9 protein-coding genes and 1 pseudogene are annotated in these 26,056 nt (G+C 35.8%); 6 read left to right on the forward strand and 4 right to left on the reverse strand.

Annotated elements, in window-relative coordinates:
• The first annotated feature begins 344 nt into the window (after positions 1 to 344).
• The 6 genes from AC6ER9_RS08980 (at position 345) to AC6ER9_RS09005 (ending at position 17,609) form a co-directional block, all read left to right on the forward strand.
• Complete coding sequence (locus AC6ER9_RS08980) at positions 345 to 3,731, forward strand: autotransporter outer membrane beta-barrel domain-containing protein (RefSeq protein WP_497074367.1); 3,387 nt, start codon at positions 345 to 347, stop codon at positions 3,729 to 3,731.
• Between the two features lie 2,119 nt (positions 3,732 to 5,850).
• On the forward strand, positions 5,851 to 8,352 hold the full coding sequence (locus tag AC6ER9_RS08985) for an autotransporter outer membrane beta-barrel domain-containing protein (RefSeq protein ID WP_497074368.1): 2,502 nt from the start codon (positions 5,851 to 5,853) through the stop codon (positions 8,350 to 8,352).
• A gap of 446 nt (positions 8,353 to 8,798) precedes the next feature.
• Entirely contained in the window at positions 8,799 to 11,267 is a 2,469-nt protein-coding gene (locus AC6ER9_RS08990; RefSeq protein WP_497074369.1) for an autotransporter outer membrane beta-barrel domain-containing protein, read from the forward strand.
• Between the two features lie 164 nt (positions 11,268 to 11,431).
• Positions 11,432 to 13,114 carry an autotransporter outer membrane beta-barrel domain-containing protein gene (locus AC6ER9_RS08995; protein ID WP_497074370.1) on the forward strand — a complete coding sequence of 561 codons (1,683 nt, stop codon included), beginning with the start codon at positions 11,432 to 11,434 and terminating at the stop codon, positions 13,112 to 13,114.
• Positions 13,115 to 13,245: 131 nt separating this feature from the next.
• On the forward strand, positions 13,246 to 16,206 hold the full coding sequence (locus AC6ER9_RS09000; RefSeq protein ID WP_497074371.1) for an autotransporter outer membrane beta-barrel domain-containing protein: 2,961 nt from the start codon (positions 13,246 to 13,248) through the stop codon (positions 16,204 to 16,206).
• Between the two features lie 1,052 nt (positions 16,207 to 17,258).
• On the forward strand, positions 17,259 to 17,609 hold the full coding sequence (locus AC6ER9_RS09005; RefSeq protein ID WP_497074372.1) for a helix-turn-helix domain-containing protein: 351 nt from the start codon (positions 17,259 to 17,261) through the stop codon (positions 17,607 to 17,609).
• A gap of 2,132 nt (positions 17,610 to 19,741) precedes the next feature.
• Here AC6ER9_RS09005 and AC6ER9_RS09010 read toward each other — a convergent pair.
• The 4 genes and pseudogenes from AC6ER9_RS09010 to parA all read right to left on the reverse strand — a co-directional run bounded on the left by AC6ER9_RS09010 (position 19,742) and on the right by parA (position 24,875).
• Entirely contained in the window at positions 19,742 to 20,146 is a 405-nt protein-coding gene (locus AC6ER9_RS09010) for a flagellar protein FlgN (RefSeq protein ID WP_497074373.1), read from the reverse strand.
• Between the two features lie 792 nt (positions 20,147 to 20,938).
• Positions 20,939 to 21,136 (reverse strand): annotated as a pseudogene (locus AC6ER9_RS09015) (hypothetical protein); the annotation flags it as partial.
• Positions 21,137 to 24,021: 2,885 nt separating this feature from the next.
• Complete coding sequence (locus AC6ER9_RS09020) at positions 24,022 to 24,249, reverse strand: hypothetical protein (RefSeq protein ID WP_497074374.1); 228 nt, start codon at positions 24,247 to 24,249, stop codon at positions 24,022 to 24,024.
• Positions 24,249 to 24,875: a ParA family partition ATPase gene (parA, locus tag AC6ER9_RS09025; protein ID WP_497074375.1), complete on the reverse strand. Its 627-nt coding sequence runs from the start codon at positions 24,873 to 24,875 to the stop codon at positions 24,249 to 24,251. Before parA ends, AC6ER9_RS09020 begins: the two co-directional genes overlap by 1 nt.
• Positions 24,876 to 26,056 lie beyond the last annotated feature (1,181 nt).

A 26,056-nucleotide genomic window follows, 5' to 3' on the forward strand; every position in this document is an offset into this window, starting at 1 on the left:
TTGCATTCCTCTCTTCTCCTCATTTTGTTGTTTGCATTATTTTGTCTCACCATTCTTGTATTGCTTTAATCATATGACAATGAATAAACGTATCTTACCATTAATAAAGTAAAATGAAGAAACTATCAGTGTCTTATAATATTGTACTAAATATTAAAAAATACATTATGTATTTCATGATTAAATATTTCATATTTAAATATAAATTCAAATTTAATTTTGACAGATAAAGTAAAATAAATTATCAAAGTGATGAGTAATTGACGCAAAGCAATATCTATTTCTGTTCTTCTTTTGAAGAGTGCGGGGAAATGAGTATTGGGGGCTTTAAAAGGAGAATATTCGTGTATAAAAAATCCCTTCTGTCATCTATAGCGATAGCCACTATTGTGCTGTTTAATATTCAATTCAATGCACACGCTAAATCTCTTAAAGTTTCTGAAGAAGGACAAGTAGTTACTGGCGAAACTGGAAAAACCTATGAAACTCTTCATACCTTAAAAGGCGGTCAAATCACCGGAACTGATTTGAAGGTAACTGGAAATAAAGACACAAACTCAAATGCTAACACCTACGTTATAACCACTGAAGGAAAAGGCAGTGCAATTAAATTAACGGGAGATCAAACAACCATTAAAGGAGCAGATTCTGACATCCGCTTTGGTCTTGAAGCAAAAGATGATTCTATACTTCAAATGACTGGGGGAACTATTACCGTTTCCAATACTGGAGTTCACTTCTTGAACAGTAAGAACACCGAAAACAAACTAGAAAATGTGACAATATCCAGTGGCAAAGACGATGTATCACTCATCAATGGAATCGTTGTAGATGAAAGTACAGTCGCTTTAAAAGATGTAAAAGTAACGCAAGCAACCAGTGCCATAATTGCAGATAAAAACTCTACAATAACAGTCACCGGCGGATCATTTGAGAGCACAGGCGATGGAATATACGCAAAACAAGGAAGTTCCATTAATTTAAAGAATGCTATGTTCACATCATCTTATGGAAACGGTGTCTATGCAGACGGTTCAGATTCAAAAATTATAATGATAGGAGGAAGTGTAACAACGAAAAATAAATATTCTTCTGCATTGCGTACTGAAAACAAAGGAGTAATCGATGCTACAGATGTTACACTCACAACAGATGGTACAGGAACCGGTGCATTTGCATTTGGTGAAAGCACAATTGAACTGCACGGGCATACAACGATTAACAATACTTTTAATGGTCTTAGAGCAAACGATGGTGGCAAAATCACCAGCGAAAATTTAAATATCATCGGTGGAAAGTCAATTAATCACAATCCTGAAGAAGATAGCAATGGAATAATGACATGGAATCCTGGTAGCGAAATTAATTTAACGGGCATAACAACCATTAAAAATGTTGATATCGGTCTTTCTGCAAATGATGGAAGCAAAATTATTAGTAAAGATTTAATCATAACCGGAGGTGAGAACGAAAAAATAACTATTGGCGTAGAATCGTACGAAGATGGTGTAATTAAATTAAATGGTAACACAACCATTCAAGATATTGATATCGGTCTTGCTGCAGGTGAGGATGGTACAACCACAATGCGTAATGGTACCCAAAACGAAATAGAAGCAAAAAAAATTGCATTAATCGTGGAGAATGGCGGCCATATGGATCTCACGAATGTTTCTGCAACAGCAGAAATTGCTGGTTTACAATTCGCAAATTTTTCTGATAATGATCCACTTGACCCAAGTGATCCACAAAAATATCGTAGCAATGAAATCAATTTAAGCCATGCAATTTTTCACGTTGATAATGGTGCAGGAATTCTCGTTGGAGCTTTCGCCACAAAAAGCATTGAACATAGCCCTGCTCTATCAATCGGTACAGTCAATCTTAAAGATTCAGAAATCCATGGGGATATGTTATTAGATGATGGTATCTTTTGGAACCAAATTTCTTGGCAAGCTAAAAATATCTGGTATGATGAAAATATGAAAGAGATCGTCAACGGTAGTTTCACATTAAATGCAGATCATTCCACTTTAGAGGGCAGAGCAAAAATTGCACAAGAAAGAAACGTACGCTTTGACCTAAAAAATGGGACACAATGGCTCTTAAAAACCAGCACACAAGACAAAGATTCTGAGGGTCGTCTGCTTGATATCGCTCAAAGATCACGTTCTGATATTTCTGTACTGGATCTTGAAAATAGCTCTATTGCTTTTGCAGAACCAATAGAAGGTCATTACCACACATTGCATATAGGTTCTGGAAAACCAGAGACCAAAGCTGTCTATAATGTAACAGGCAATGGACAGATTTCTTTTAATACTTTTTGGAGTGATGGTAAGCCAATAACAGAGCAAAAAACCGATCGACTTTTGATTAATGGAAATGTTTCAGGAAATACGAACATTCTCGTCAATTTAAAAGGAAATGCTGCTCAAAAAAATATTTCTAATGTTGAGAAAAATGTGCGTGGACTTTCTCTTATCCAAGTTTCCGGAACAGCTGCAGAAGGCTCCTTTAAATTAGCCCATGGTTATACGACCATAAATGGTTCACCTGATAAATATATGCTCCGTGCTTATGGACCAGACTCAAGCCAAGGCGAAGCCAATATACAGCAAAATCTGTTCGAAGAAAAAAACGAAAACTTCTGGGATTTTCGTTTACAACCTGAGTTTCTTAATTCTAATCCAGAGTCCGGCTCTAATACCGGTGGCTCTGGTTCCAACTCTGGCTCTATTCCTGATCCTGAAACAAATGTGCATACACCTGTCGCACAAATGGCAAGCTATCTAGTCATGCCAAATGCTCTCTTCTATAGCGGACTGACTGATATGGCTGAACAAAACGCATTGTTGGACAATATCAGAACATCTGTTATAGGAAAAAAGCAGGGACAAAATAACGGCTTTTTCTTACACACCTATGGAAGCACAGGAACACTATCCTCACAAAATGCTCCACGTCAATATGGTTATAGTGGTGCTCATCTTCGCTATGCAGCTCTACAGGGGGGGGTTACCTTCGCAGCATTAGAAGGACCTAACACCACAACACATTTTGGTCTTATAGGAACCTACGGACAGCTTTCCTTTACGCCAAAAGATATGCAAGATGCTGGAAAAAACACCTTTGATAAATGGTCGCTCACAGCCTATGGAACCATACAACATGACAATGGCTTTTATCTTGATACCCTTTTATCCTATGGAATCCTAAAAGGAGACATCACCAATTCTCTCATTGGAACAACCGCAAAATTGAAGAATGCCAAAATGTTAAGCCTCTCCACAACTATTGGTAAACAATTTTCCACAGGTATTCAAGATGTAACATTTGAACCGCAAGCGCAAATTGCTTATCAACATTTGACGTTTGATACCATTTTAGATGCTGATAATCTGACGATTGACATGCAAAATCCTCATCAATGGATGATCCGTGTTGGCGGGCGTTTAACCAAAACCGTTGTGAATAATGAAAACAACCGCCCTATGTTTTTCTATGGAAAAGTAAATTTGATCAAAACCTTTGGGGATGATCAAGCCCTCCATATTGATAAGGATTATAAACGTGATCCTATGGGAGCGGCCATTGAAGGAGGGCTTGGTATTAGCGCACAATTGTCTTCAAACCTCTCTCTTCATGGTGATGTGAGTTATCAACAAAAGCTGCAAAAAACCGGTATCTCTGGAGCAAGATTTTCAGGCGGAATACGCTATAAGTTTTAAATAAAAACTATAAAATAGCTATTCTATTCAATTTAATAAAAAGGCAGCACAATATGCTGCCTTTTTTATTCTGGACACTCTTTCATGAAAAAAATCGCTCGAATAACTTTGTTGTTTATCCCCTAAAACACCATCTCCATCAAGAATTATTGATTTACGAGGCTAGTTATTATTTTGGAAACCTAGAAGCATATTAGATTGGATGCTTTCATCTCTCTCAAACAAAATGTTACAAAGCGCTTCATCCCCAAGTGAAAGAAAAACTTTCAGAAAAAATACCTAGAGAGGACTATGTCCAGCGCAAATTTTATTGATAAATCTTGCTTCATAAAATCCCTTACCCTTTTTCTCAAGAAAAATGTCAGAGGATTTTATTTAAAATATGTCAAAGCCCAAAATGATAAAAGCAGAGAGCTTTTAATAAAAGTGTGATTTCTAATAAAAGGGCAATTTTATTGACCACTGCACCATTCATTTCAACGATTCAACATGAAACTCTTTATATAACGTTTTTTCACTTAAAATATTTTTGCCTCCTCTTTATATGAATCTCCCAGCCATATTTTATTCGTGAATTTATCCATAAAGCTTAAGAAAAATGCGTTTTCAGACAATATATAGATAACAATATTGGAAAAGATAATAATAAAAAAGCTCTTTCTTCGCACTCTTGCTATATTTACCCTCCCATCTATAAGGCTTCATTGACACTGACCTATACTGTTTTTAAGCAAACAATTTTGAGAAAGCTCACCCCCTCTTCTCTCAAACTCATCTCATTGAGAAAAAATAAAACAATGGAAAAGCGATCAAAATCAATAAAATAGAGATGAATTTATTTAAGCGCAATACGGTGCCATCAATCTTAAGATGATATTGTAAAAGCAGTATCTATTTGTTCTATTTTCCTTATTTTACAGCGTCTATTTTCTAATAATAGGTTAAATTGTAAAACAACTCAATTTTATAAACATTAATATATTTAAATAAATTTTTATATAAATTTAATTTATAATAAAATATTCTATCATACACAGAAACTATAAAAATTTTACGACTTTCTACCAGTCATGCAGAAACTCAATTCCTTGAAATTTTTTGTGAAAAAAACATATCCAACGGAACTTGTGAGATATTTCATATACAAGATGATAAAAAATCATCGACGGATATTTAACGATAACGAGAGAATAGCAACAAACATTGCTGTCTCGAAAAACACTCCTACAATTGCCAAAACTGAAGGAACGAACAGCATAATCAACTCACTTAATAACATAATTATTATAAATATAAGACAATTTAATGAATTATAAAAAATATTTACTGTTTTGCCTAGTGTATGAAAACCCCAAATACCGTAAGATTTCTTCATTTAAACCCTGTACCATATTGAATCAACCAAGATCATGTCTCTTATGCATTATACACAGGGGAGACATATGAGGAAAATTATATAAAGCGGCATGCCTTTTTATGAAGCAGCTCAATCCCAAGGGCTGTCGCCATATTGGAACAGGCTAAAGTGTGCAATGATCTGTTCTTTATCAAGTGTAAAGGTGCCATCTTACTCCTTCACAAGCATAAAGATGATCGAGCATAATAGAGGATGGGGCTCTATAGATTTACCGTTATAGCATTCACAGATGCTGGCGCGAAATGAGCTGTGTTACCTCAGGAAAATAGGCTCTGCTCCTTTAAGAAAAGTCTCTTTACAGAAAACCTGTAAATACGACGTTCATATCTACTTCCATTCTTATTCTATATCAGAAAATCTGCTGAAATTTTGGCGAGAGCATCAAGCAATATACCCCATCTCAACGCTATAGAGCTTTTATAATAATTATCTTTAATAAGACAACTTTTAAATAGCATGCTTCATCATAGTTTTAGCATAAACTGACCAAGCTAGATTTTATGGAATCCATCGTTTTATTGCTTTTTACAATCATATATAAAAAGCTTTTCTAAAGCAAAACTTCAAATCATAGAGAACACCACAATATAATTTGTTTTGTTGTTTACAATAAAAACATAATGATATAAATACGTCTAGGTACTTGCGCCATCAGGGGAATGCAGTAAGCATCAAAGCATACCAAATACTAAAGGCATATCTATGTGTAAGAAATCTATTTATAAAAAAAATTTTTTGTTATGTACAATTGCTGGAACTTTCATTTTTTCTCATTTTTCTCCGACTTATGCAAATACACAACCGCCTAAAATGGTTCATAAAGTTAGCTTAGACAAGGACAAAAAAGAAGCTTTTGAAAATGTTCTTATCCGTCATAGGGAGACTGGGGTATCTGCTAGTGAGAAAGCAGTTGTCACAATTACAGACTCAATAATACACGCAGAATTAGCTGCTCTTTCTGTATCAAAAGGTGGGCGAATTAACGCTAAAGGAATTAATGCGAATACACTGTATAAAGGTTTAGAAACAAAAAACGGTATAATCAATATTGAAGATTCAACCATAGTGGTCCAAAAAGCAGGAGCTGCTGGTATTGTTGTTTATGAAACCCCCAAAAATACTATAAAAGAAGGTGAAAATGTTGTTAATGAGATTAGTCTTACCAAGAGCAAACTCCTTGTGAACAACGGTGTTGGTATTCGAGGGCCTTACGGTTCAAAAGCTATTGCTAAAATCCATCTTAAAGATTCAGAAATTCGTGCTGATGTTTTATTGAGAAATAAAACTAAACGTAAATATTATGACGACGACACTCTTCCTGTCTCTCTTGTATTAAGTGCCGACAATTCGATTCTAGAAGGAAGAACAAGAACCTTAAAAGTAAATACAACAGTTCTTACTCTGAACAATAAGAGCAAGTGGTACTTAAATGTCAGTCAAGAAGATGTAGATACTGATTTTAGTACTTTTAGCTTCGATCTCAGTGACCTTGAACAACGAGCACTTTCTACTGTTTCAGTACTAAACCTTAATAATAGCTCTATTATATTTAATGCACCACCTACCAATACAAAACTTGCTTTGGGAAAAGGGCAGTATCAGACCTTAAGTGTAGGACGGACCGCTCAGGTTTATCAATCGCGGGAAAACATGATCCCGACTGTAGAAAAAGCTTACAATGCAACAGGTAATGCGAATATCTATTTCAATATTGAATGGAGTGATGGTCTAGAAAAAGAACAGCAAAAAGCTGATCGCCTTCTTGTCCATGGAGATGTATCAGGCACCACAACAATCCATGTCAATAATCTTTCAAAAGGTGCGCCATCAAAAGCTAAAAATTCTATTTCTTCTAATATGCGTGGTCTTTCACTCATTCAGGTCTCTGGAGAAGCCAATGAAGATTCCTTCAAGCTTGCACATGGCTACATCACAATGAATGGATTACCATATAAATATACACTCAATGCCTATGGACCAACATCAAGCCATGGGAAAGCAGATAGTGCGCAAAGTCATTTAGGAAACGTATCTCAAGAATCAGAAGAAAATACTCTCAAAGATTATACGAGCTACGTTATAAACGAGAATGCTCTTGAAGGAGTTTCGAAAAATGTGAAAGATGAATCAGCATCAAACCCTAGGAAAGCAGACAGCGCGCCAAATCATTTAGATGAATATGAGAACTTCTGGGATTTCCGCTTACAAAGTGCTACGCTCGATAGCAAAAGAAATATTAGAGCCCTTGTTCCCCAAGTAGCAAGCTATTTGGTACTGCCTAATGCTCTATTCTCTGCTGGATTTTCTGATGTGAACAATCAAAATACACTGATAAACAATATGCGGACAACTGCCTTTGAAACAAAAAATAATAAAAACAAAGGAATCTTCTTATCTGCTTATGGTAATAGATTGACACTATCCTCTAGCCGTACGCCATTGCAATATGGCTATGGTGCTGATGTTCACTATAACGCTTTACAAGCAGGGGTTACATTAGCAGCATCAGAATATCAAAACATCACCACAAATTTTGGTCTTTTAGGAACTTACGGGAACTTAGCGTTTACCCCAAAGGATATGGAAGGTGCAGATAAAAGTACATTGAATAAATGGTCACTCGCTGGATATAGTAATCTTCGCCATAGCAATGGCATATACATCAATGCATTCTTATCCTACGGAACTCTGGAGGGAGACATCAAAACAGCTCTCATCGGAAAGACTGCAAAATTAGATAACACGAATACATTCAGTGCATCAGCAACCATTGGACAAGAGCGAACAGTTGGTGTTAAAAAAGTGATCTTTGAGCCACAAGCACAACTTGTTTATCAACGGCTCATGCTTGGCACTCTCACAGATGTTGATAACTTTGATGTAAATATGGGCACTCCTCATCAATGGTTGGTACGTATTGGTGGACGTGTGACACAAACTATATCCCCTGCTGAAAAAGATTTTGTCATTTCCTTCTATGGTAAACTGAACGCTATTAAAACCTTTGGTGACAGTGGCACAATACAAATTGGTGATACTTTCCACCTCGATTCTATAGGTTCTTCTATTGAAGGTGGTTTTGGCATGAATACGCAATTATCACAAAACATCGCACTTCATGCTGACGTTAATTACCAACATAAACTTCAAAAGGCGGGTGTATCTGGATTCCAGATTTCTGGTGGAATACAATACCGTTTTTAAAAGTCTCTGATCTTTATTTTAAAATATATGCAGCACTGTAATATCAACAGTGCTGCTTAATTTTGCATTATAAAAATGGAATGCGAAATTATTAACTTTGTATCTAAAAAAAGTATCTCTGCTTGTTTATTGAATTTAAATATATAACGAGTTATTTATTCCTGATGTATAAAAGATCTATAGAACTTCCATAACAGCAAGCTTTAAGCAACAAACATTCTTCCCAAATCCCTATTTCATAGCGTTTATGAAACGAAAGCTTATTAAGTAGACCTTTCTGCAATCCATGTTCGCTGAGTTATACGACCTTTTAAATTATAGAGCATCATATAAGTTTTGTTTTGTTGTTTACAATAAAAACATAATGATATAAATACGTCTAGGTACTTGCGCCATCAGGGGAATGCAGTAAGCATCAAAGCATACCAAATACTAAAGGCATATCTATGTGTAAGAAATCTATTTATAAAAAAAATTTTTTGTTATGTACAATTGCTGGAACTTTCGTTTTTTCTCATTTCGGTGCAACTTATGCAAATTGCAGTGCAACTTATGCAAAGTGCGATTCGCTTTATGCAGATGTAAAACCGGCTAAAAGCACTATACTTACAGCACGTGCAGTTGAAGGAGAAAACAACACTTTTAATGATGTTTTTGTTCGCGGTGGGCATGTTACAGGGCTTGCTACTGAAAAAAGCTTGACCGTCATTACAAAATCAACAATGCGTTCAGATGCGGTTTTGCTTGCCGCAAGAAAAGGTGGGCGTGTTGATGCTAAAAAGATTATAGGAAAAGCAGAAACCCGCGGATTAGAGATTGCAAACGGTATTATTAATGTTGAGGATTCAATCATAAACGTCTCTGGGCATCATATGAGTTGGGGCATCCTTTTTGATCACATTATACATGAGAATCTAAAAGAGAGCGAAAAAGTTATTAATAAAGCAACTTTAACAAATACAAAGCTTTTCGTGAAAAATGGTGTTGGTATTGTAGGGCCATACTACTCAAGGGCTATTGCCGAGGTAGAACTTAAGAATTCAGAAATTCGTGCTGATATGTTATTGAAAAATAGAATCGAAGAGGATAAAAATCCTAGCACGATTACGTTAACTGCTGATAATTCGCTTATGGAAGGAAGGGTAAAAACATTACCGCACAATACGGTGATTTTTACTTTGAATAATAATAGCAAGTGGCACTTAAAGATTAGTCAATTTGAAGCAGATAATGAATTTAGTTTATCTAGTAGATATAATCTCACTGATATTAATCAACGAGCACAGTCTTTCGTTTCAATCCTAAACCTTGATAGTAGTTCTATCATCTTTAATGCGCCACATGTATTGGTAAATAACCGTTATCAAACCTTGAATGTAGGAAGGCATCCAGCAAAAACAGAGCAAAGCAGACGTTTAAATACAACAACAGTTTACAATGCAACGGGCAATGCTAGAATTTACTTTAATACCCAATGGAGTAATGGTCTTACAAAAGAACAACAAAAGACAGATCGCCTTCTCGTTCATGGTGGTGTATCAGGCACCACAACGATTTATTTCAATAATCTTTCAAAGCATGCAGAACCATCCGATTCTAAAAAAGCAGGAAGTTCAATTCCTTCGAATGTACGTGGTCTCTCACTCATTCAAGTCTCAAGACAAGCCAATGAAGATTCCTTCAAACTTGCCCATGGCTATGTTACAATAGGGGGCTTACCTTATAAATATGTACTCAATGGCTATGGACCAACATCCAGCCGCGGAAAAGCCGATAAAACTCAAAGTCATTTAAACGGAATATTACAAGAATCAAAAGAAAAAGATGCGCAAAATACCGATGCATCATCCCTTGGAAAAGAAAACAATAGACAAGTTTTCTTGGAAGAAAATGATAATTTTTGGGATTTTCGTTTACAAAACGCGACTCTTGATAAGGAAGGAAACATCAAAGCTCTTGTTCCCCAAGTGGCTAGCTATTTGGTCATGTCTAACGCACTATTTTCTTCCGGATTAGCTGATGTAAGCAATCAAAATACATTGTTAGATAATATGCACTCAATAGTTTTTGGATTAAAAGGTCATAAAAAGAAAGGGATTTTCTTATCAACTTATGGTAGCAAGATGACATTATTTTCCAGCCGTAGTCCATTGGAATATGGTTATGGTGCAGATGTTGGCTATGCTGCAATACAAGCAGGCGTAACATTAGCAACGCTAGAAAGTCAAAACATAACCACGAATTTTGGTCTTTTAGGCACATATGGAAAGCTCGCTTTTACGCCAAAGGATATGGAAGGCTCTAACAAAAGCATACTAGATAGATGGTCCTTTACGGCCTATGGAAATCTCCACCATGACAATGGTCTTTATATTAATGCGTTGTTTTCTTACGGCGTTTTAAATGGACATATCGCAACAGCTCTTAGGGACAACACCACAAAGTTAAAGAATAAGGATATATTAAATATATCAGCAACCATTGGACAGAAATTAGCGACCAGTGTTGAAGGCTTGTCTTTTGAACCGCAAGCGCAGCTTATTTATCAACATGTTGCTTTTGGCACGCTTTCAGACATCGATGGCTTCCGAGTTAATATAGGCACTCCCCATCAATGGTTGGCTCGTATTGGAGGACGTTTAACAAAAACAATACTTCCCATTGAAAACGAGCGTGTTTTTTCTTTTTATGGTAAATTGAATGTCCTTAGAGCTTTTACTGAGAAGAGCACAATTGATATTATTGAACCTTTCTATCTTGATTCTATGGGCTCTTCCCTTGAAGGTGGACTTGGCATTAACGCACAACTTTCCAAGAATATCACACTTCATGCTGACGTTAATTACCAACATAAACTTCAAACAGCTGGGTTTTCTGGAATTAATTTTTCCAGTGGAATGCGTTATCGCTTTTAGAAATCTTAGCTTTCACTTTTGACAAATGAGCAGTGCTGAAATGTAAACAGTTCTGCCTATTTTGCCCCATTACAAAGAGTCGTAATGGGTCAGAGAGTGGTTCATTTCTTATCAAAAAAGAAAAGTATCATAAGGAACATCTTAATATCATAAGGAACGTCTCTATGCATAAGAATCTTTTGTTCTGTACAACCGCTTGTGCTTTGTTTTTTTCTTCTTTTACCTTCACATCGATAAGTCACGCCTCTAGCTTTAGTCCCCAAACATATCATGCCCTTGAAAAAATAGCCTCTGGCACCATGATGGGAGAGAGCTCGAACTTCAACCAAGCGCTTCAAAAAGGACTAGATGAAGAACTTTCAGATACTTTACACAAAGCTGTACTCAATACTTCAAACGGCGATGGGATAACGAACATAGAAAGAAAAGGAGTCTCCTCTCTTGCACATAAAAGGAATACCCCCCCTCTTCTTTATTCCAGCACAAGACAAAAACGTGCCAATGATAAACTATCATCCGCTGATGCCGTTTCACAGTACAAGGACAATTCATCCTCAAGAACAGATCGTGGAATGACACAGCTTGAGGTAAATAAAAATATCCAATCTGATATTGATCCCCAAACGGACATTGCTTCCTCAGCATTAAAAACGGCTCTTAACACATCCGCAGAATCTCATGTGAAATTGCCCATAAAGATTGAGAACATCCCCACCGCTAATACTGAAAATACGTCTAAGCTCACGGAAGATAAAGCAGCCGCACTTTCTTCTTCTCTTGATAAAGCAGAAAACAGTAAAACGCTTACGCCACAAATGGAAAACTCTTTAATTATGCCTATTGCAATGTTTGCTGTTGGGATTTCTGATTTCAACAATCAGAATATCTTGTTAGACAATATGCAAATAACAATGCTTGAATCCAAAAATTATCAAGAGAGAAGCATTTTCTTATCCACTTATGGCAATAAGAACACGTTTTTTTCACGGATTCATTCACAACAAGAGGGTAGTCAAGCAAAACAAGAAGAGGTACAGGCAAAACAAGAAAATGTTCAAGAAGAACAAAATGATGTTCAAGTAGAACAAGAGAGCGTTCAAGAAGAACAGGGAAATATTCATGCGGATATTCTCTATGCCGCATTGCAAGCAGGGGCAGCATTAATCGTGCTAGAAGATCAAAATATTAGCACTAATTTTGGTCTTTTCGGAACATATGGGAAATTGTCTTTTGCTCCTAAAAATGCAGAAAGCTTCCATAAGAAGATGTTTGATAAATGGTCACTCACCGCCTATGGAAACATTCAGCATGACGCTGGCATCTATGCAAGTGCATTTCTCTCTTATGGAATTTTAAAAGAAAATATGAGCAAAGATTTCATCACAGAGACCCCTAAAACAAATAATCAAAAAATATTAGGGGCATCTGCAGTTGTTGGTCAAAAACTATCAACAGCTTTTGAAGGTGTCACTCTAGAACCACAAGCACAGCTTGTTTATCAGCGTCTCATACTTGGTTCTTCCTCAAATGACCGAGCTTCTTCAAATAAGGATAACGCTAAAATAAACATCAGCAAACCTGATCAATGGTTGCTCCGTGTTGGTGGGCGTTTAACGCAAAACAAAGGCCACGCCCTTTCCTTTTATGGCAAATTGAACATGATCAAAACTTTTAGTCAAAATTTTCAACTGGCTGCTATGGGATGTTTAGTCGAAGGTGGTTTTGGTCTTCACGCACACTTATCGGAAAATATCGAGCTTCATAGTGATCTAAGCTATCAACATAAATTCAAAAAAGTGGGTATCTCTGGCATAAATATTTCTGCTGGAATGCGCTATCACTTCTAAAAATACTTGTATTAATATCTTGAAATATAAAGCCCCCTTATTATATCCCATTATGTCTTTTATAAAAAAACATAATGAAATATAATTTTATCTTTGATTATAAGAGGGGGGAAAATTAGGAATACACTTATATGAAAAAAAGCTTCTTACTATATACAGTTTCCAGTGTTCTTTTTTATTCTTCCACCAGCTTGTCTTATGCTCTTCATAGTACGCATCCATCACCAACGATAAATCTTCCTTCTCCACGCACCTCTCATCTCCCTGATCCTCATTGTCTAGAAGGTATATCTAGGTTTTTTGATCCATCTAGTCCATGCGATGCAGTTGGAAGCTTTCCTCCACCCTCCCCTTCCTTTTCACCTTCAACACCTAGCGCATCTACGCCCCTTACCCCATCTGGCTCCACAACAACACCCCCTCCTTCTAAAAGAACTGAATCTATAACACCTTCTTCCTCAAACACTGTAACTCTCCAAGTGCCACGTAAAAGAAGTTCAAGAAGCACTACAAACTCAGCTGCACAAAGAACTCCTATTACCCAATCTTCATCGACAGGAATGAACCCAAAATCAAGAAAACGTTCGGGTGCTTCCGATAATTTCTCTTCTAGGGACGATACAACACTTCCGAGTTCTACTTTATCTTCACAACGAGAATCGATACAATCTCCATTCAATTTACGGCCAACATCTGGAACATCTGAAGCTACAGAACCAAAACTTACAAGACCAACAGCAAAAGTATCACAAGCACCTAAAGAACCAGTGCTTACGCAACCAATATTTTCCATACAACCTGAAAAGTCAGCAGAAATCGAAGATATAAACGCTGGAGTTCAGGCTGAAAATGGTGAAACTGTCACTCTGCATAACAAAAACATTCGAGACAGAGGATTTGCTGTACATGCGGAAGGGAATAATTCAAAAATCCAAATGAACGGGGGAAACGTTGATGCTGGCTTTATTGCACTTAGTGCATCCAATGGTGGAGAAATTGATGCCTCAGGGATTACAGTAACAGTAGAAACAGCTGGTGTAGTCAGCACAGAAGGGACAGTCAACCTTAAAGACTCAAGCATCCATGTCACAGGCGAATTTGAAGCGAATGGTATTGTTTTTCGCAATAGTCTCTCTCGTGTCTCTCAAAGGCGATATCCACACAATGCTGAGAGAAATGCCAATGCCGCTCAAGAAGAAGGTATGGCCGATAGAGTAAATCTAGAGAGGACAAAGCTGATCGCTAAACATGGTTCAGGAATCAGCCTTTATGGATCAAACACAAATGGTGAAGTCAGCCTTAAAAATTCAGAAATTGATGCCGATATTTTAGTAAAAAATACAAAAAATGAAAGCGACTCCACAAACACTCTTACACTGGTTGCTAACCACTCTTCTTTAAAAGGACGGGTCAGAACTTCTACAGACAACAAAACATTTTTTGATCTAAAAGAAGAAACGAAATGGCACATAAGGCCCAATACAAATGCTTTAAATAGTGATAATATTTCAAATGGCGATACTGTTTTAGATGACTATGTACAGTTTGGTCTTGATGAAAAATCATTCTCTAGCCTTTCTACCTTACAGCTTACAGATAGTGCCATTATCTTTGACAAGCCCGTGGAGGGACAGTACCAGACTTTGTTGATAGGGTCTCAATTTCCACAAGAAGATGGAACTACGCATACAGCAGCGGTTTATAGTGCAACAGGTATTGCAGAGATTCATGTAAACACTCAATGGGACAAACATTCTCCTGTCAAAGAACAACAAACCGATCGCATTCTAATTAATGGTGATGTATCGGGGCGTACTATTGTTCATATCAATCTCCAGGAAACAGATAAAAAAACAACCGATAACTCTGCTGTTTGGGGAGAACACATGGCGTCACTTCCTTTAGGGACACATGGGGTTTCAATCATTCAAGTTTACGGACAAGCAAATGAAAATTCCTTCACGTTAGCCGGAAATTATATGACAATAGGTGGACAACCTTATAAATATATCCTTGCGGGCTATAAACCTGGGACATCTCATGAAAGCCAAAGTCTTTTGGGTAAGAATAATAATTTCTGGGATTTTCGCTTACAAAATGCCTATATTGATGAAGATAAAAAAGTTCGAGCACTTTTACCACAGGTGGCGAACTATTTAACTCTACCGAATGCTTTATTTTCTTCTGGATTTGCTGATGTTAACAATCAAACCACCTTGTTAGATACTATGCGAACAACAGTGTTTGGAGCAAAAGACCATAAAAAGAATAATCTCTTTTTTTCTTCTTACGGCGAGAAAGTCAGCTTATCTTCCAACCGTGGCCCACTGCGCTATGGTTATGATGCTGATGTAAACTATAAAGCTTTACAATTGGGAGTCATATTAGCCACCTTAGAAAGCAAAAACATAAGCACAAATTTTGGTCTTTTAGGAACATACGGAAAACTTGCCTTTACACCAAAAGGAATGCAAGATTCTGAAAAGACAACACTTGATAAATGGTCACTCACCGCTTATAGCGGCATCGAGCATCGAAATGGTCTATATGTCAATACTCTTCTTTCTTACGGGACCTTAAAAGGAAACATTACCACAGCTCTTGTTGGGAATGCTGCAAAATTGGATGGGACTGAGTTCCTTAATATATCGGCAACCCTTGGTCAGAAATTAGCAACCGACACAAAAGGACTGGTCTTTGAACCGCAAGCGCAATTGATTTATCAAAATCTCATGTTTGATATCTTCTCAGATGCCAATAGCTTAAAAGTAGACATGGGTAATCCACATCAATGGTTGGTCCGTTTTGGTGGACGTTTAACAAAAACGATCATGGCTAAGGAAGAAAACCAGGCTGTTTCCTTCTATGGTAAAATGAATGTTATCAGAACTTTTGGTGATGGCAAAACAATTAAAATTGCCGATACCTTTGATCTTGATCCTACAGGCTCTTCAATTGAGGGAGGCATAGGTGTAAATGCCTATTTTTCTCAAAATATTGTGCTGAACGGCGATATTAGCTATCGACAAAAACTGCAAAAAACTGGTGTATCGGGAGCTAATGTGTCGGGTGGCATACGGTATCGTTTTTAAAGCAAAAGAACTTTTAACTTCAATAAAATAAAAAAGAGCAGCACTTTGTGCTGCTTTTTGATTTAAACTTATATTTTTTTAATTTTCAAAAATCATTATTTTATCAAATAAGATATTGATTTATAATATTTTTATCCATTAAAGAAACAACTGTATATCTTAGCATTCTCTCATTCATTTCCAAGTTGTTCACCTTGAAGCAAGCAAAACTCTCCGCCTGCACATCACAAGCGAAAACATTGATATACGGTAAAAACAATTAAAGAAGGGCATAAAAATACCTCTTATGGCCCTAAAGACTATTCAAGATTGGCAAAGTAAATAATCATACCAACTTTCTCCTTTGCACTGCATAAAAATAGCAGCTTTGTACCATTCTTTTGTACTCCTCATAAAAGGCTTGATACACCCTCACGAAGCGTCCTTTATATTGTTCACAAACGTCACTCATGAAATGAGTGTGAGCATTGAAAAAGTTATCCTTAAAACAAGCATACGAATTGACAAAAACAAATCTATTCTATTTTGGGGATTTTCTTTTACATGAAGCGTATTTTCTCATGAAAAACCCACCCCTATCATTATGATATCTCAACCGCAGCAAAAAGACCAAACGAACCATTTTAGTGATTGCTTAGAGGCTCTGTAACGCGCCCCATAAAGATTTATTTGAGCTTCATAACCAAGATTTTTCTTTGTGAAAAACATATTTTTATGAATTGAGTAAGCACACCTTAAAAAAATTGAAAGGTAAACCGCCTCTCATTAAAAAAATCTATCTATTTCAAGAAAAATGATTTTTATTGCCAATTTTCTGAAATTACTTTACACATTAAAAGATGTTTTGGTCGTCTACGCAACGATCAAGTGGGCCTTGAAAACCCAAAACCCTAGCGTAAAAATAAACCTACTTTGTGGGTGTCTCGGAATTCCGGGAGATTTTGCTATGTCCAGGTGCATCTTACGCACTAAAAGAAAAATGCTGACTAGGGTTCAGTGTTTTCAAGCTCCCGGAATACTAATGCGAGGGCGCTCGCACTAGGTGGGGGCAAATGCGAACTCAAAACCTTAAACTTGATCTTTTTGTCGGCAAAAAAATTCGCTTGAGACGAAAAATCTTAGGAATGTCTCAAAAAACATTAGGAGACGCTTTAGGGATAAGTTTCCAACAAATTCAAAAGTATGAAAAAGGCTTAAATCGTGTAAGCGCAGGACGTTTAAAGGAAATCTCCGATATTTTGAATGTTCCACTTACCTTTTTTTACACGGATATCATCACAAACGAAAACGCCCCGTACCATCATGATGAAATTGCATCGAGAAAAGAGGAATATTTGCTTTTAAAAAACTTTAGAGTTCTTCCATCTGTCAAACAAAAAGCCATTTTAAAATTAATTTCCTGAACAAAATTAAAATGCTTTAAATGACCTTTATCCCTTAATTTGCTTTCTATTCTAAAGAATAAAATACTGTAATCGATAAATAACTCAGTTTTTAGTCAATTTTACTGAGCTGATTTCCTACGATATAAAACACGATACCTTTTCTTCGTAAGCATTCGTGCCCTTTATCAGCATTCATAAAAAAATCGAGAAACGCACCATAGCGATAGCACTCTTGTTTTTTCTTGAACTTCCTCTCCAGATCTATAAAAAATCCAGTTTTTCGTCTAGCCAAATTTTAGCTTATGACTACTGATATAAATGCATCCCCTCAAGGTCTCTGAACCTATCATTAACGAAATAATATTTTGATTTATAATCATAAATAATAATTTTAATTTTAAAACAAAATAGTGTAAGGGGTCTCTCATTACCACCCTTCTCCTATTGAGCAATCAATCAAAATCACTTTTTTCCCATCACAAGCAAGGGTGATGTATGAATAAAAAAAGAATAAAAATACCTCAAGAATCTCAAGTACCAAAAGCTGTCGCAACATTAAAAACTAGCAAAGTGTATAATGTTTCTGAGAAATAAGAAGAAATTTTTTTGCAATGCAAAAACCAAATTTGCATCAATCATGCTAACTTTCTTCTCTTCTTAAAGAACAAAGATCCTCAAGCCAAAACCAATCTGTAAACAATCCATTTTCTACTAAGTCGCATAAAATAGGTTGATAAAGATAATTTTTATCTCAAATGAAATGCTCCTAATAATTTAGGATTCTCTCATTCCAAATCTATTCCATGTTATATCAACAACAATCATTCGCTTAACACATCACAAGCAAAAGATATTAGATAAAAAACATTTAAGAATTGCTCCCAAATACCTATAATGAATTGTCTTAAGAACAAAAAGCTATCACAACATTGGATGGAACAATATATAACAATACAAATGGGGTTCTTCATTAAGCATAAAGATAGTCGTGCTTTATATTATTTCCATTAGAAGCTTATTATGCTCTTCACAAGCATCGTCGCGTCACAAACCGACATCACGAAATGATCTCTGTTGCGAGATGGGTGTAACTTACCTTCAAAAATATTTTTTTAACAAGCACATAAATTGATAATCCCAATATATTCCGTTTGGATTATTCTATTTTGCGTAAAGGATATACCCCCATTAAAAGTTGTATTTTACAGCCACTGTTCCAAAATGGGCGCTATTGCGAAATGGATGTGACAAACCTTGAAAAATATTTCTTAAAAAAAACAAGCGCGTATATTGGAAGCAATAAATATATTTTTTAAAAAATTCTGCTTTGCATGAGGGACGTGATCCCCTTAAAAAAGGCAATAAACAAAAATATGAAGAAGTGTATCATCTTCACTATTTAAAAGACAATGTGTTAGATGTTTTTGAAAATCATAACTGTAAACAAAAAAGAAACGGTAAAAACATCACCTTTACAGCTTTATAATTTTTTCCCAATGAAGCTGTTTTCTCGTTTCAAATATTAATCCTAATAAAGATAAATAGTATCTTCGCCCCAATTTTGAATGCTTTTTCCAATCTGGCATACAAAAACTGTAATAGCATAAAAAGCCCTAAAGCACTTTAACCTTTGTCTCAAACATGTAGCTTCCCACAGCATGCACTTTACACCACCACATTTCCAACAACAGTGCAGCATAAACTTTCTAGGCAATAGTTATCAAAGGTTCTAAAAAATATTGAGTAGGTAAAACTTTACGTCCCCACACTTTAAAAGAGGCTATTTCATAAGACATCACGAGGTAGTTTCAATATTCTCTTAAACCCGCTTCCTCGAACGAAAAAAACAAGCACCCACTCAACCCAATCTAATAAAACAATACCCTGTAAACACTCCAATTTCTCTTAAAGAAACTTTCACTCAGGCTTCCCACAGATGCGTGCAGTTCGTACCACTTAAGATAAAAGGAAGCTGATTTAAGGACACCGTTTTATAACACAACAGAATGATAATAATTTAAATACCCAAACGCGCTTAAAACATATATCCCCAACAAACAACCCTCTTTATGCAAATAACCGCCCTCCCTCATCATTATAATCTGCAAAACTATAATCACAAAGAACAACCAATATTCATCAAATTTGAATCATTCCTCTGTTTCTTTTGCATATTTAGGTACTTGCATAGCTTGGAAAAGATCATTGACAGCACTTAAATGAGCTTGAAGCAATTCACTATTACGTTGTAATTTTTCTTGTAAATCAGACAGCAAACTTTCAACCTCATGTTCAATATCTTGATTCATGTAACGCTTTACATCGCTCATGGATTTATTAAGATCACGCAAACCACGTATTTTACATAAACTTATTTCTTCGTAATCTGGAACACCACTGCTCTCTAGCATATTGCTTTCATAATCAACTACTTGTGCCAATCCCTTAACAGCAGCTACAAACTTTGTCATCGCCCAATCACGATCAATAAGATTATTATCAAGAACTTTCGCTTTTGCTGCAAAACTATCATCACCATATTGTACTACAGACATTTTTATTTCCCCTTCAACACTCTTGTTCAATCTTGCTTTCAAATGAAGGAGATTAAACAGTTTTTCTTCAATGCTGATACACTCAATTAAGTTCATTGTGCGAATATTACTCAGACAACAACACGACAATCCCTAAAAGGGTATACTTCTTCGACGTTCAACACATTTTATGAAATATTTCCGCCTTGCTCCAAACCATCATTGCTACGGTAGCAATTCACTAACACACGATGAACCTGAAACCTCTACACTATCAAAACTTCCAAGTTTTATTTATCTCTTCCGTCTTGCCTATCTCCTTCGTCTTGCCGATTTTATCGCCACCAAAATCAACAGAAAAAACACTGCTTTGACGATAATATTGGCGACAAAAAAGCACTTGCCACCACGACTTGCAGCATATAAAAACTTAAGTTCATTAAAGATTTCAGTATCTTACCGATAGCAGCATGTCACCCTCCATAACTTTATGGCCTTTTCTATACCTAAACCCGTATCTTCTTGCCTTATAAGATGATCCTACGAGATTATTGATCCACTCCAAAGATACATCCTCCCTCTACCCTTTTTGCATACACGCAAAATTTCGTATAAAATACAAAAAGAATGCACTTTTAAACAGATCAGCCATATAGCACTGTCGAAAAAGACATCTTAAAATAGCAAAACCGCCATCAATCTCTCTTTTCCAATTATCATTCGCTTTTCCTTGCAACAAACGGTTATATAAGATTTCTAAAACCTTTTCAAGCTTTTCTTAGCCAATCAGTTCGCTATGCCTTTAATCGTATATTCACATGCTTGTTTTAAAGAAACATCTCTCAATGCTCGCCGTCCCCATTTTGTGCTGGTACCTATAAATGGTATAATGATAACTCCTCTATGAAGTGTGTAAAATCCACTGTGTAAAATCCATTGAGCGCCCCCATCTTTACGCTTAATAAAAGAGCAAGCCTTATACATTTTGCCATTTCCAATGTTATATCTCCCTTAGCACTTTGAGACGGCTCACAAGAAGCACACCTTATCTTGTATAGTTTTTACCTACGCGGCCTTTCCCATTTGTAATGTGCAAACGGCATGGTTTTAGCTGTTTCAATATAAAAAAATTTAAAATGAAAAAATTCTACGATATTGAGAACTGCTATTTAAATCGAATAATGCTAAATTATCCTTATAAATAAAAATATTATCAATGCATAATACTTCCTCACATTGATATTTTCAAAATTTTTCCCCTCATCTTCCTTTAGATTATTTCACGCCATACCATACAGTTTACTCTTCATATCACTGCTTGACACGCGCTGCTGGTATAAAAACTATGGCATTACGAGAAAACGCTAGATATTCTCTTAAATATCTATATTCTATTCTTGAGCTCTTCCCCAAACTAAAAAATAAACCTCCCCCCACCCCAGCCAATAAAAAATGCATAAGAATAGTCATTTTATAATAAAAGCACAATTTCTACTACACTCCCCTTCTCATCATCCCCCTTTAAATAAAACCTTTCTCTTTCATAATAATACTGAAATATTTATGCTTACAAGCTAGGATATTTATTTAATAAAGATAAATTATTATTCTATATACTTAATAAAAAACTTGTAGAACTTGGTATAATCATATTTAAAATCTGTCCACTCTGTTCTATATTAAATAAATTAAAATCACTTGACATATACATCACAAACAAAGCCTAGTGGGTTGAAAAAAATATTAAAAGAAAAACACCTCTGATGATCCTTCGCAAATGCCAAGGACTATCGTCAATATTTGGAGGAAAGTGTACGATAATTAAATTTTTCTCTTTCACAAGTATAAAGATGGTAACATTCTATAGATTTTTACAGTATTAAAATTTTATATTATTTAATTGAAAGCTTTACTGTTACACTATCCACACGAACCACTATACTCATTAACAAGCGCCATCATAAAATACCCATAGTGTGCATTGAAAGATATTTCTTTAAAACAAGCGCATAAATGTACAATATAAGTGTATTAATATAGACTCCATAAGTCTATTCCATTTGGAACGTTCTTTTTTTCATACAAAGAGTATACTCCATAAGAACAGCCTTAGATCTTGCTATAGTGAAAAATCGGATCAAAAAATGTATTTTCTCCCCACCCTTTAAAGGATAAAGACTTTAACTCAATCTGCCCTTGTAATAAGCCGGCACCATTATTGTATCTCGCAGCCTCCAATGTTGTACGACAAACCTTAACACTTTGAGACAGTTCATAAGAAGTATACCTTATCTTATACAGTTTTTACCTACACGGCCCCGCTTGTAACATGCATGCAAATGGGTTTGTTCAATTCAACATGGAACAGATTTAGAATGAGAAAATCCTACAAGTATCAGGTATTCATTTAATAATATGCAAAACATTGAGTTATTATTATTCATCAATGCCTTACCGTGCACAGTATTAATTTTTGTCAAGCACGTTCTCTCTCCACTTCCCCCTCATGTGATAATTTAAACGAAAAACTCAATAAACAAGCCTATCAATACTCACCACATCCTCAAAAACACTTAAACGTTTCAAGCAAGCTTACATACCTTATACGATGCCATAAATGACAATATTTTACGGCATAACAGGATAAAAAATTTTTCTGCCAACAAAGCCTATCCTTCACTTTAAAAGCCTTTCTTTTTTATGCCTTACAGTCCTCCAGCTTCTCAAGCCTTTAAAAAAGAAAAAATTTAAAGCTTGCCGAATAGCGTGTATCAACATATATTACGAACTGTAATATATTGTTATTCACAAAATCACCTTCCAGAGAACAGAAAGAGGTTCTTATGGCAGATCTCGTAAGAGCCGCAGTGTTTTATTCAACCTTAATTATCAGCATCAATACGTTTGTTGTTATTTTAGCTCTCGTAATAGAGATATACTAAGCATATTCTCTTTTCGTGATCTGCATACATGAGCTTCTTCATTTCTTATAAAAATAAAAATTTAACTTTATAGATTCTCCCAGTTTCAAATATCGCACGCAGCTCTTTTGATATTAATTTCTGCTTTTTATATGTATTTTAAACCATAAGTTTCCGTCTTTTCATGCTCACTTAAATCTCAATCGTATCCCCACCTTAAAGAACAAAGATTTCTACAAAGTCCGATCTATAAAAGATTTGTCTTCTTATAGGGCAGGTTGTACTTGATTTTTCCCCTCAGGGCCTATCACGACCTTAAAGGATACTCTTTCATGAAACTTACGTTGCTCATTTACGCACTTATTTTAAAGAGATATTCTAGGCTCCCAAACGCATTGAACAACGGCACGCGTAAATAAGTATAATGATCTATCCACTCTCCTCACCTTTACATTTATAAAGAAGCAAGCCGGCACCATCACATACTTGTGCCAGCTCTAGAATGTATAAAATAACCTTTTACACTTGATACGGTTTACAAAAAGCATTTTTAATCTTTTCTTGTACAGTTGCACTCCACACGGCTCTCCCCGCTTTTTACATGCAAGAGACATAATTTTGATTGATGCAACATGAGAGAGATTTAAAATAAGAATATTTTACGATATTCGAGGGTTTAATTCAAGTTGAATAACGCTAGATTATCTATATAAATCAATATATTGTTGCTAGAATATAAGATCTCAAGGGATATGATAATAATCACATCTATAGGAGAGAAATTGAAACAAAGAATTTTTCATAAGCTCATAGCTCTTGTATGAGGTGTACCTAATGAAAAATAACTTAAAATAAAGCAACCTTCATGAAAAAAGAGAAGCACTTTTATCGCAATTAACGCCGCGCAAAAACAAACTGATATCATCTTTTAAAAAACACTCAAATTAACACAAATTTGTCATTATATATTATTTTTCATTTTCCGTATTTTTTTGAAAGCAACTCGCGGACCTCATCAGCCATCTTTGTTCCACGACTTGCACAACTAACCTTTATTAACCGATGCAAAGTTTCTGGTATATCAATCGTAAGACGCTTCATCTCTCCATGCGTATTTTCTTTTTGACTTTCTATCCATGCATCGGCCGTCAAAGGAATGGATTTACTGGTTGGTTTCGTGCCAATTTTGATTTTTTTATTCATCACGCTAACTCCTTGATTTCTGCTGCAACAGCTTCAATCTCCGCTGTTGCGGATCCTTGCTTATCAACTTCATAAACAGCTTTTCCCTGTGCAGCAGCTTCTGCAAAAATCACACGCTGTGCAACGCTAGAAGAAAGAACATGGACGGGGTATATGCCAAGAGCTTCGTTTACATCACGCCCTATCGCTGTATTAACTATTTTACGATTAATAACAAAAGCAGATTTGAGATTTTCTTTATAAACACGTGCCTCATCAATCAATTTTACAATTCCATCAGCAGCCCAAATATCATAAGGACTAGGCAAAACCGGTATAAGCACCAAATCTGAAGCCATAAGAGCACTACGAGCAAGATCAGTCACACGTGGAGGACCATCAATAATAATATGGTCATAACTATGACCAAGCTGCGCAATCTCTTTGTGAACAGTTGCACGCGGTAAACCAATAACTGAAAATAAAGGAGTATCTTCACGCGCTGCCGCCCAATCCAATGCGCTCCCCTGAGGGTCAACATCAATAAGCAATACCCTTGCACCAGTACGAGAAAAACTGGCCGCAAGATTCACGCTTAACGTGGTTTTTCCGACACCCCCTTTTTGATTCAAAAGTCCAATGATCATTTATGACGCCTTTCAGCATTATCGTGTTTACGATTATACAGAAAACAATAAAATAAACAAGCATGCAATACGTATAAATCAATCACTTTTCTTCATTTTTACGACAAAAAAAACACTCTTTCTGTATACTGTTCTTTTCGCATGACCAAAAATATTATGAAGACCGTGTTCTTGAAAAGATAAAGATAAAGATAAATAAAACAAAAGATACGCTCCCTTCCCCCACCTTAAAACGAAGCTTTTTAAACACATGATGATTTATAAACAATGGTCTAGCAATAATCTATATCCCCCCTTCCACTTCGTATAATGCGTTATTTTATATAGTATTATTTAACTTAAATGAGAGACCCGAATATCGTAGGATTCTCTCATTCCCAACCTGTTCCATGGATAAAGCCATCAAAATCATGTCTCTTGCACCTTACAAGCAAATTAACATGTGGAAGCCGTAAAACTATACACGAAAAAACTAAACTCTTATGAACAGTCTTATGTGCCAAGGGTTATCGCAATATTCTAGGGTTGGCACAAGTATGTGATGGCACAGACTTGCTTCTTCATAAGCGTAAAAGTAGGGAACTTCAATGGATTGATCGTTATACCTTTCACAAGCGCCAACGCGAAATGGGGATAACAAATCTTGAAAGACGTATCTTTAAAACAAACCTGTGAATATACAACTGGAAAGACATTTTATTCTTCATCTTCCCCCTTTCTTCGGCTTCCCCCTCCATGGGATTTATTTCATACAACACGACAAGAAAGCTCTGCCCTTCAATAGATAACAAATTATAAGGAATAACACACCATTTTGTATGGGTGGATAAGAGGATTGAAATTCATAAAATTTACTCATTTCTCCACTCTTATCTTCAATAAATTAAATCACTTATCTGCCATTACCAACAGAACTGACATATGAGAACAAATACTGAAAAAGAAGAATAAAAATACCTTTTATGTTAAAGACCAAGAACTGTTACAATAGTGGTAGCTTGTGTATAATGGTGCTGGTTTGTCCCTTTTCTTGAACTAAAGCTGGGTTGTGCACAATAAATTTTATACTCTTTGCACATAACTAAAGTGAAATAGGGTTGAGAGAAGTAAGGATATCTCCGCCCATAACCAAACACCCCAATGGAATATTCTCTACTTCGTAACAACAGTGAATAAAGAGA

It is taken from the genome of Bartonella sp. SL317 (assembly GCF_059687655.1).

What these genes read in the sequence shown, in the direction of transcription:
- AC6ER9_RS09000 (WP_497074371.1), top strand. Translation starts at nt 13,246, where the DNA reads ATGAAAAAAAGCTTCTTACTATATACAGTTTCCAGTGTTCTTTTTTAT.
- AC6ER9_RS08995 (WP_497074370.1), top strand. Translation starts at nt 11,432, where the DNA reads ATGCATAAGAATCTTTTGTTCTGTACAACCGCTTGTGCTTTGTTTTTT.
- AC6ER9_RS09020 (WP_497074374.1), bottom strand. Translation starts at nt 24,249, where the DNA reads ATGAATAAAAAAATCAAAATTGGCACGAAACCAACCAGTAAATCCATT.
- AC6ER9_RS08990 (WP_497074369.1), top strand. Translation starts at nt 8,799, where the DNA reads ATGTGTAAGAAATCTATTTATAAAAAAAATTTTTTGTTATGTACAATT.
- AC6ER9_RS08985 (WP_497074368.1), top strand. Translation starts at nt 5,851, where the DNA reads ATGTGTAAGAAATCTATTTATAAAAAAAATTTTTTGTTATGTACAATT.
- AC6ER9_RS09010 (WP_497074373.1), bottom strand. Translation starts at nt 20,146, where the DNA reads ATGTCTGTAGTACAATATGGTGATGATAGTTTTGCAGCAAAAGCGAAA.
- parA (WP_497074375.1), bottom strand. Translation starts at nt 24,875, where the DNA reads ATGATCATTGGACTTTTGAATCAAAAAGGGGGTGTCGGAAAAACCACG.
- AC6ER9_RS09005 (WP_497074372.1), top strand. Translation starts at nt 17,259, where the DNA reads ATGCGAACTCAAAACCTTAAACTTGATCTTTTTGTCGGCAAAAAAATT.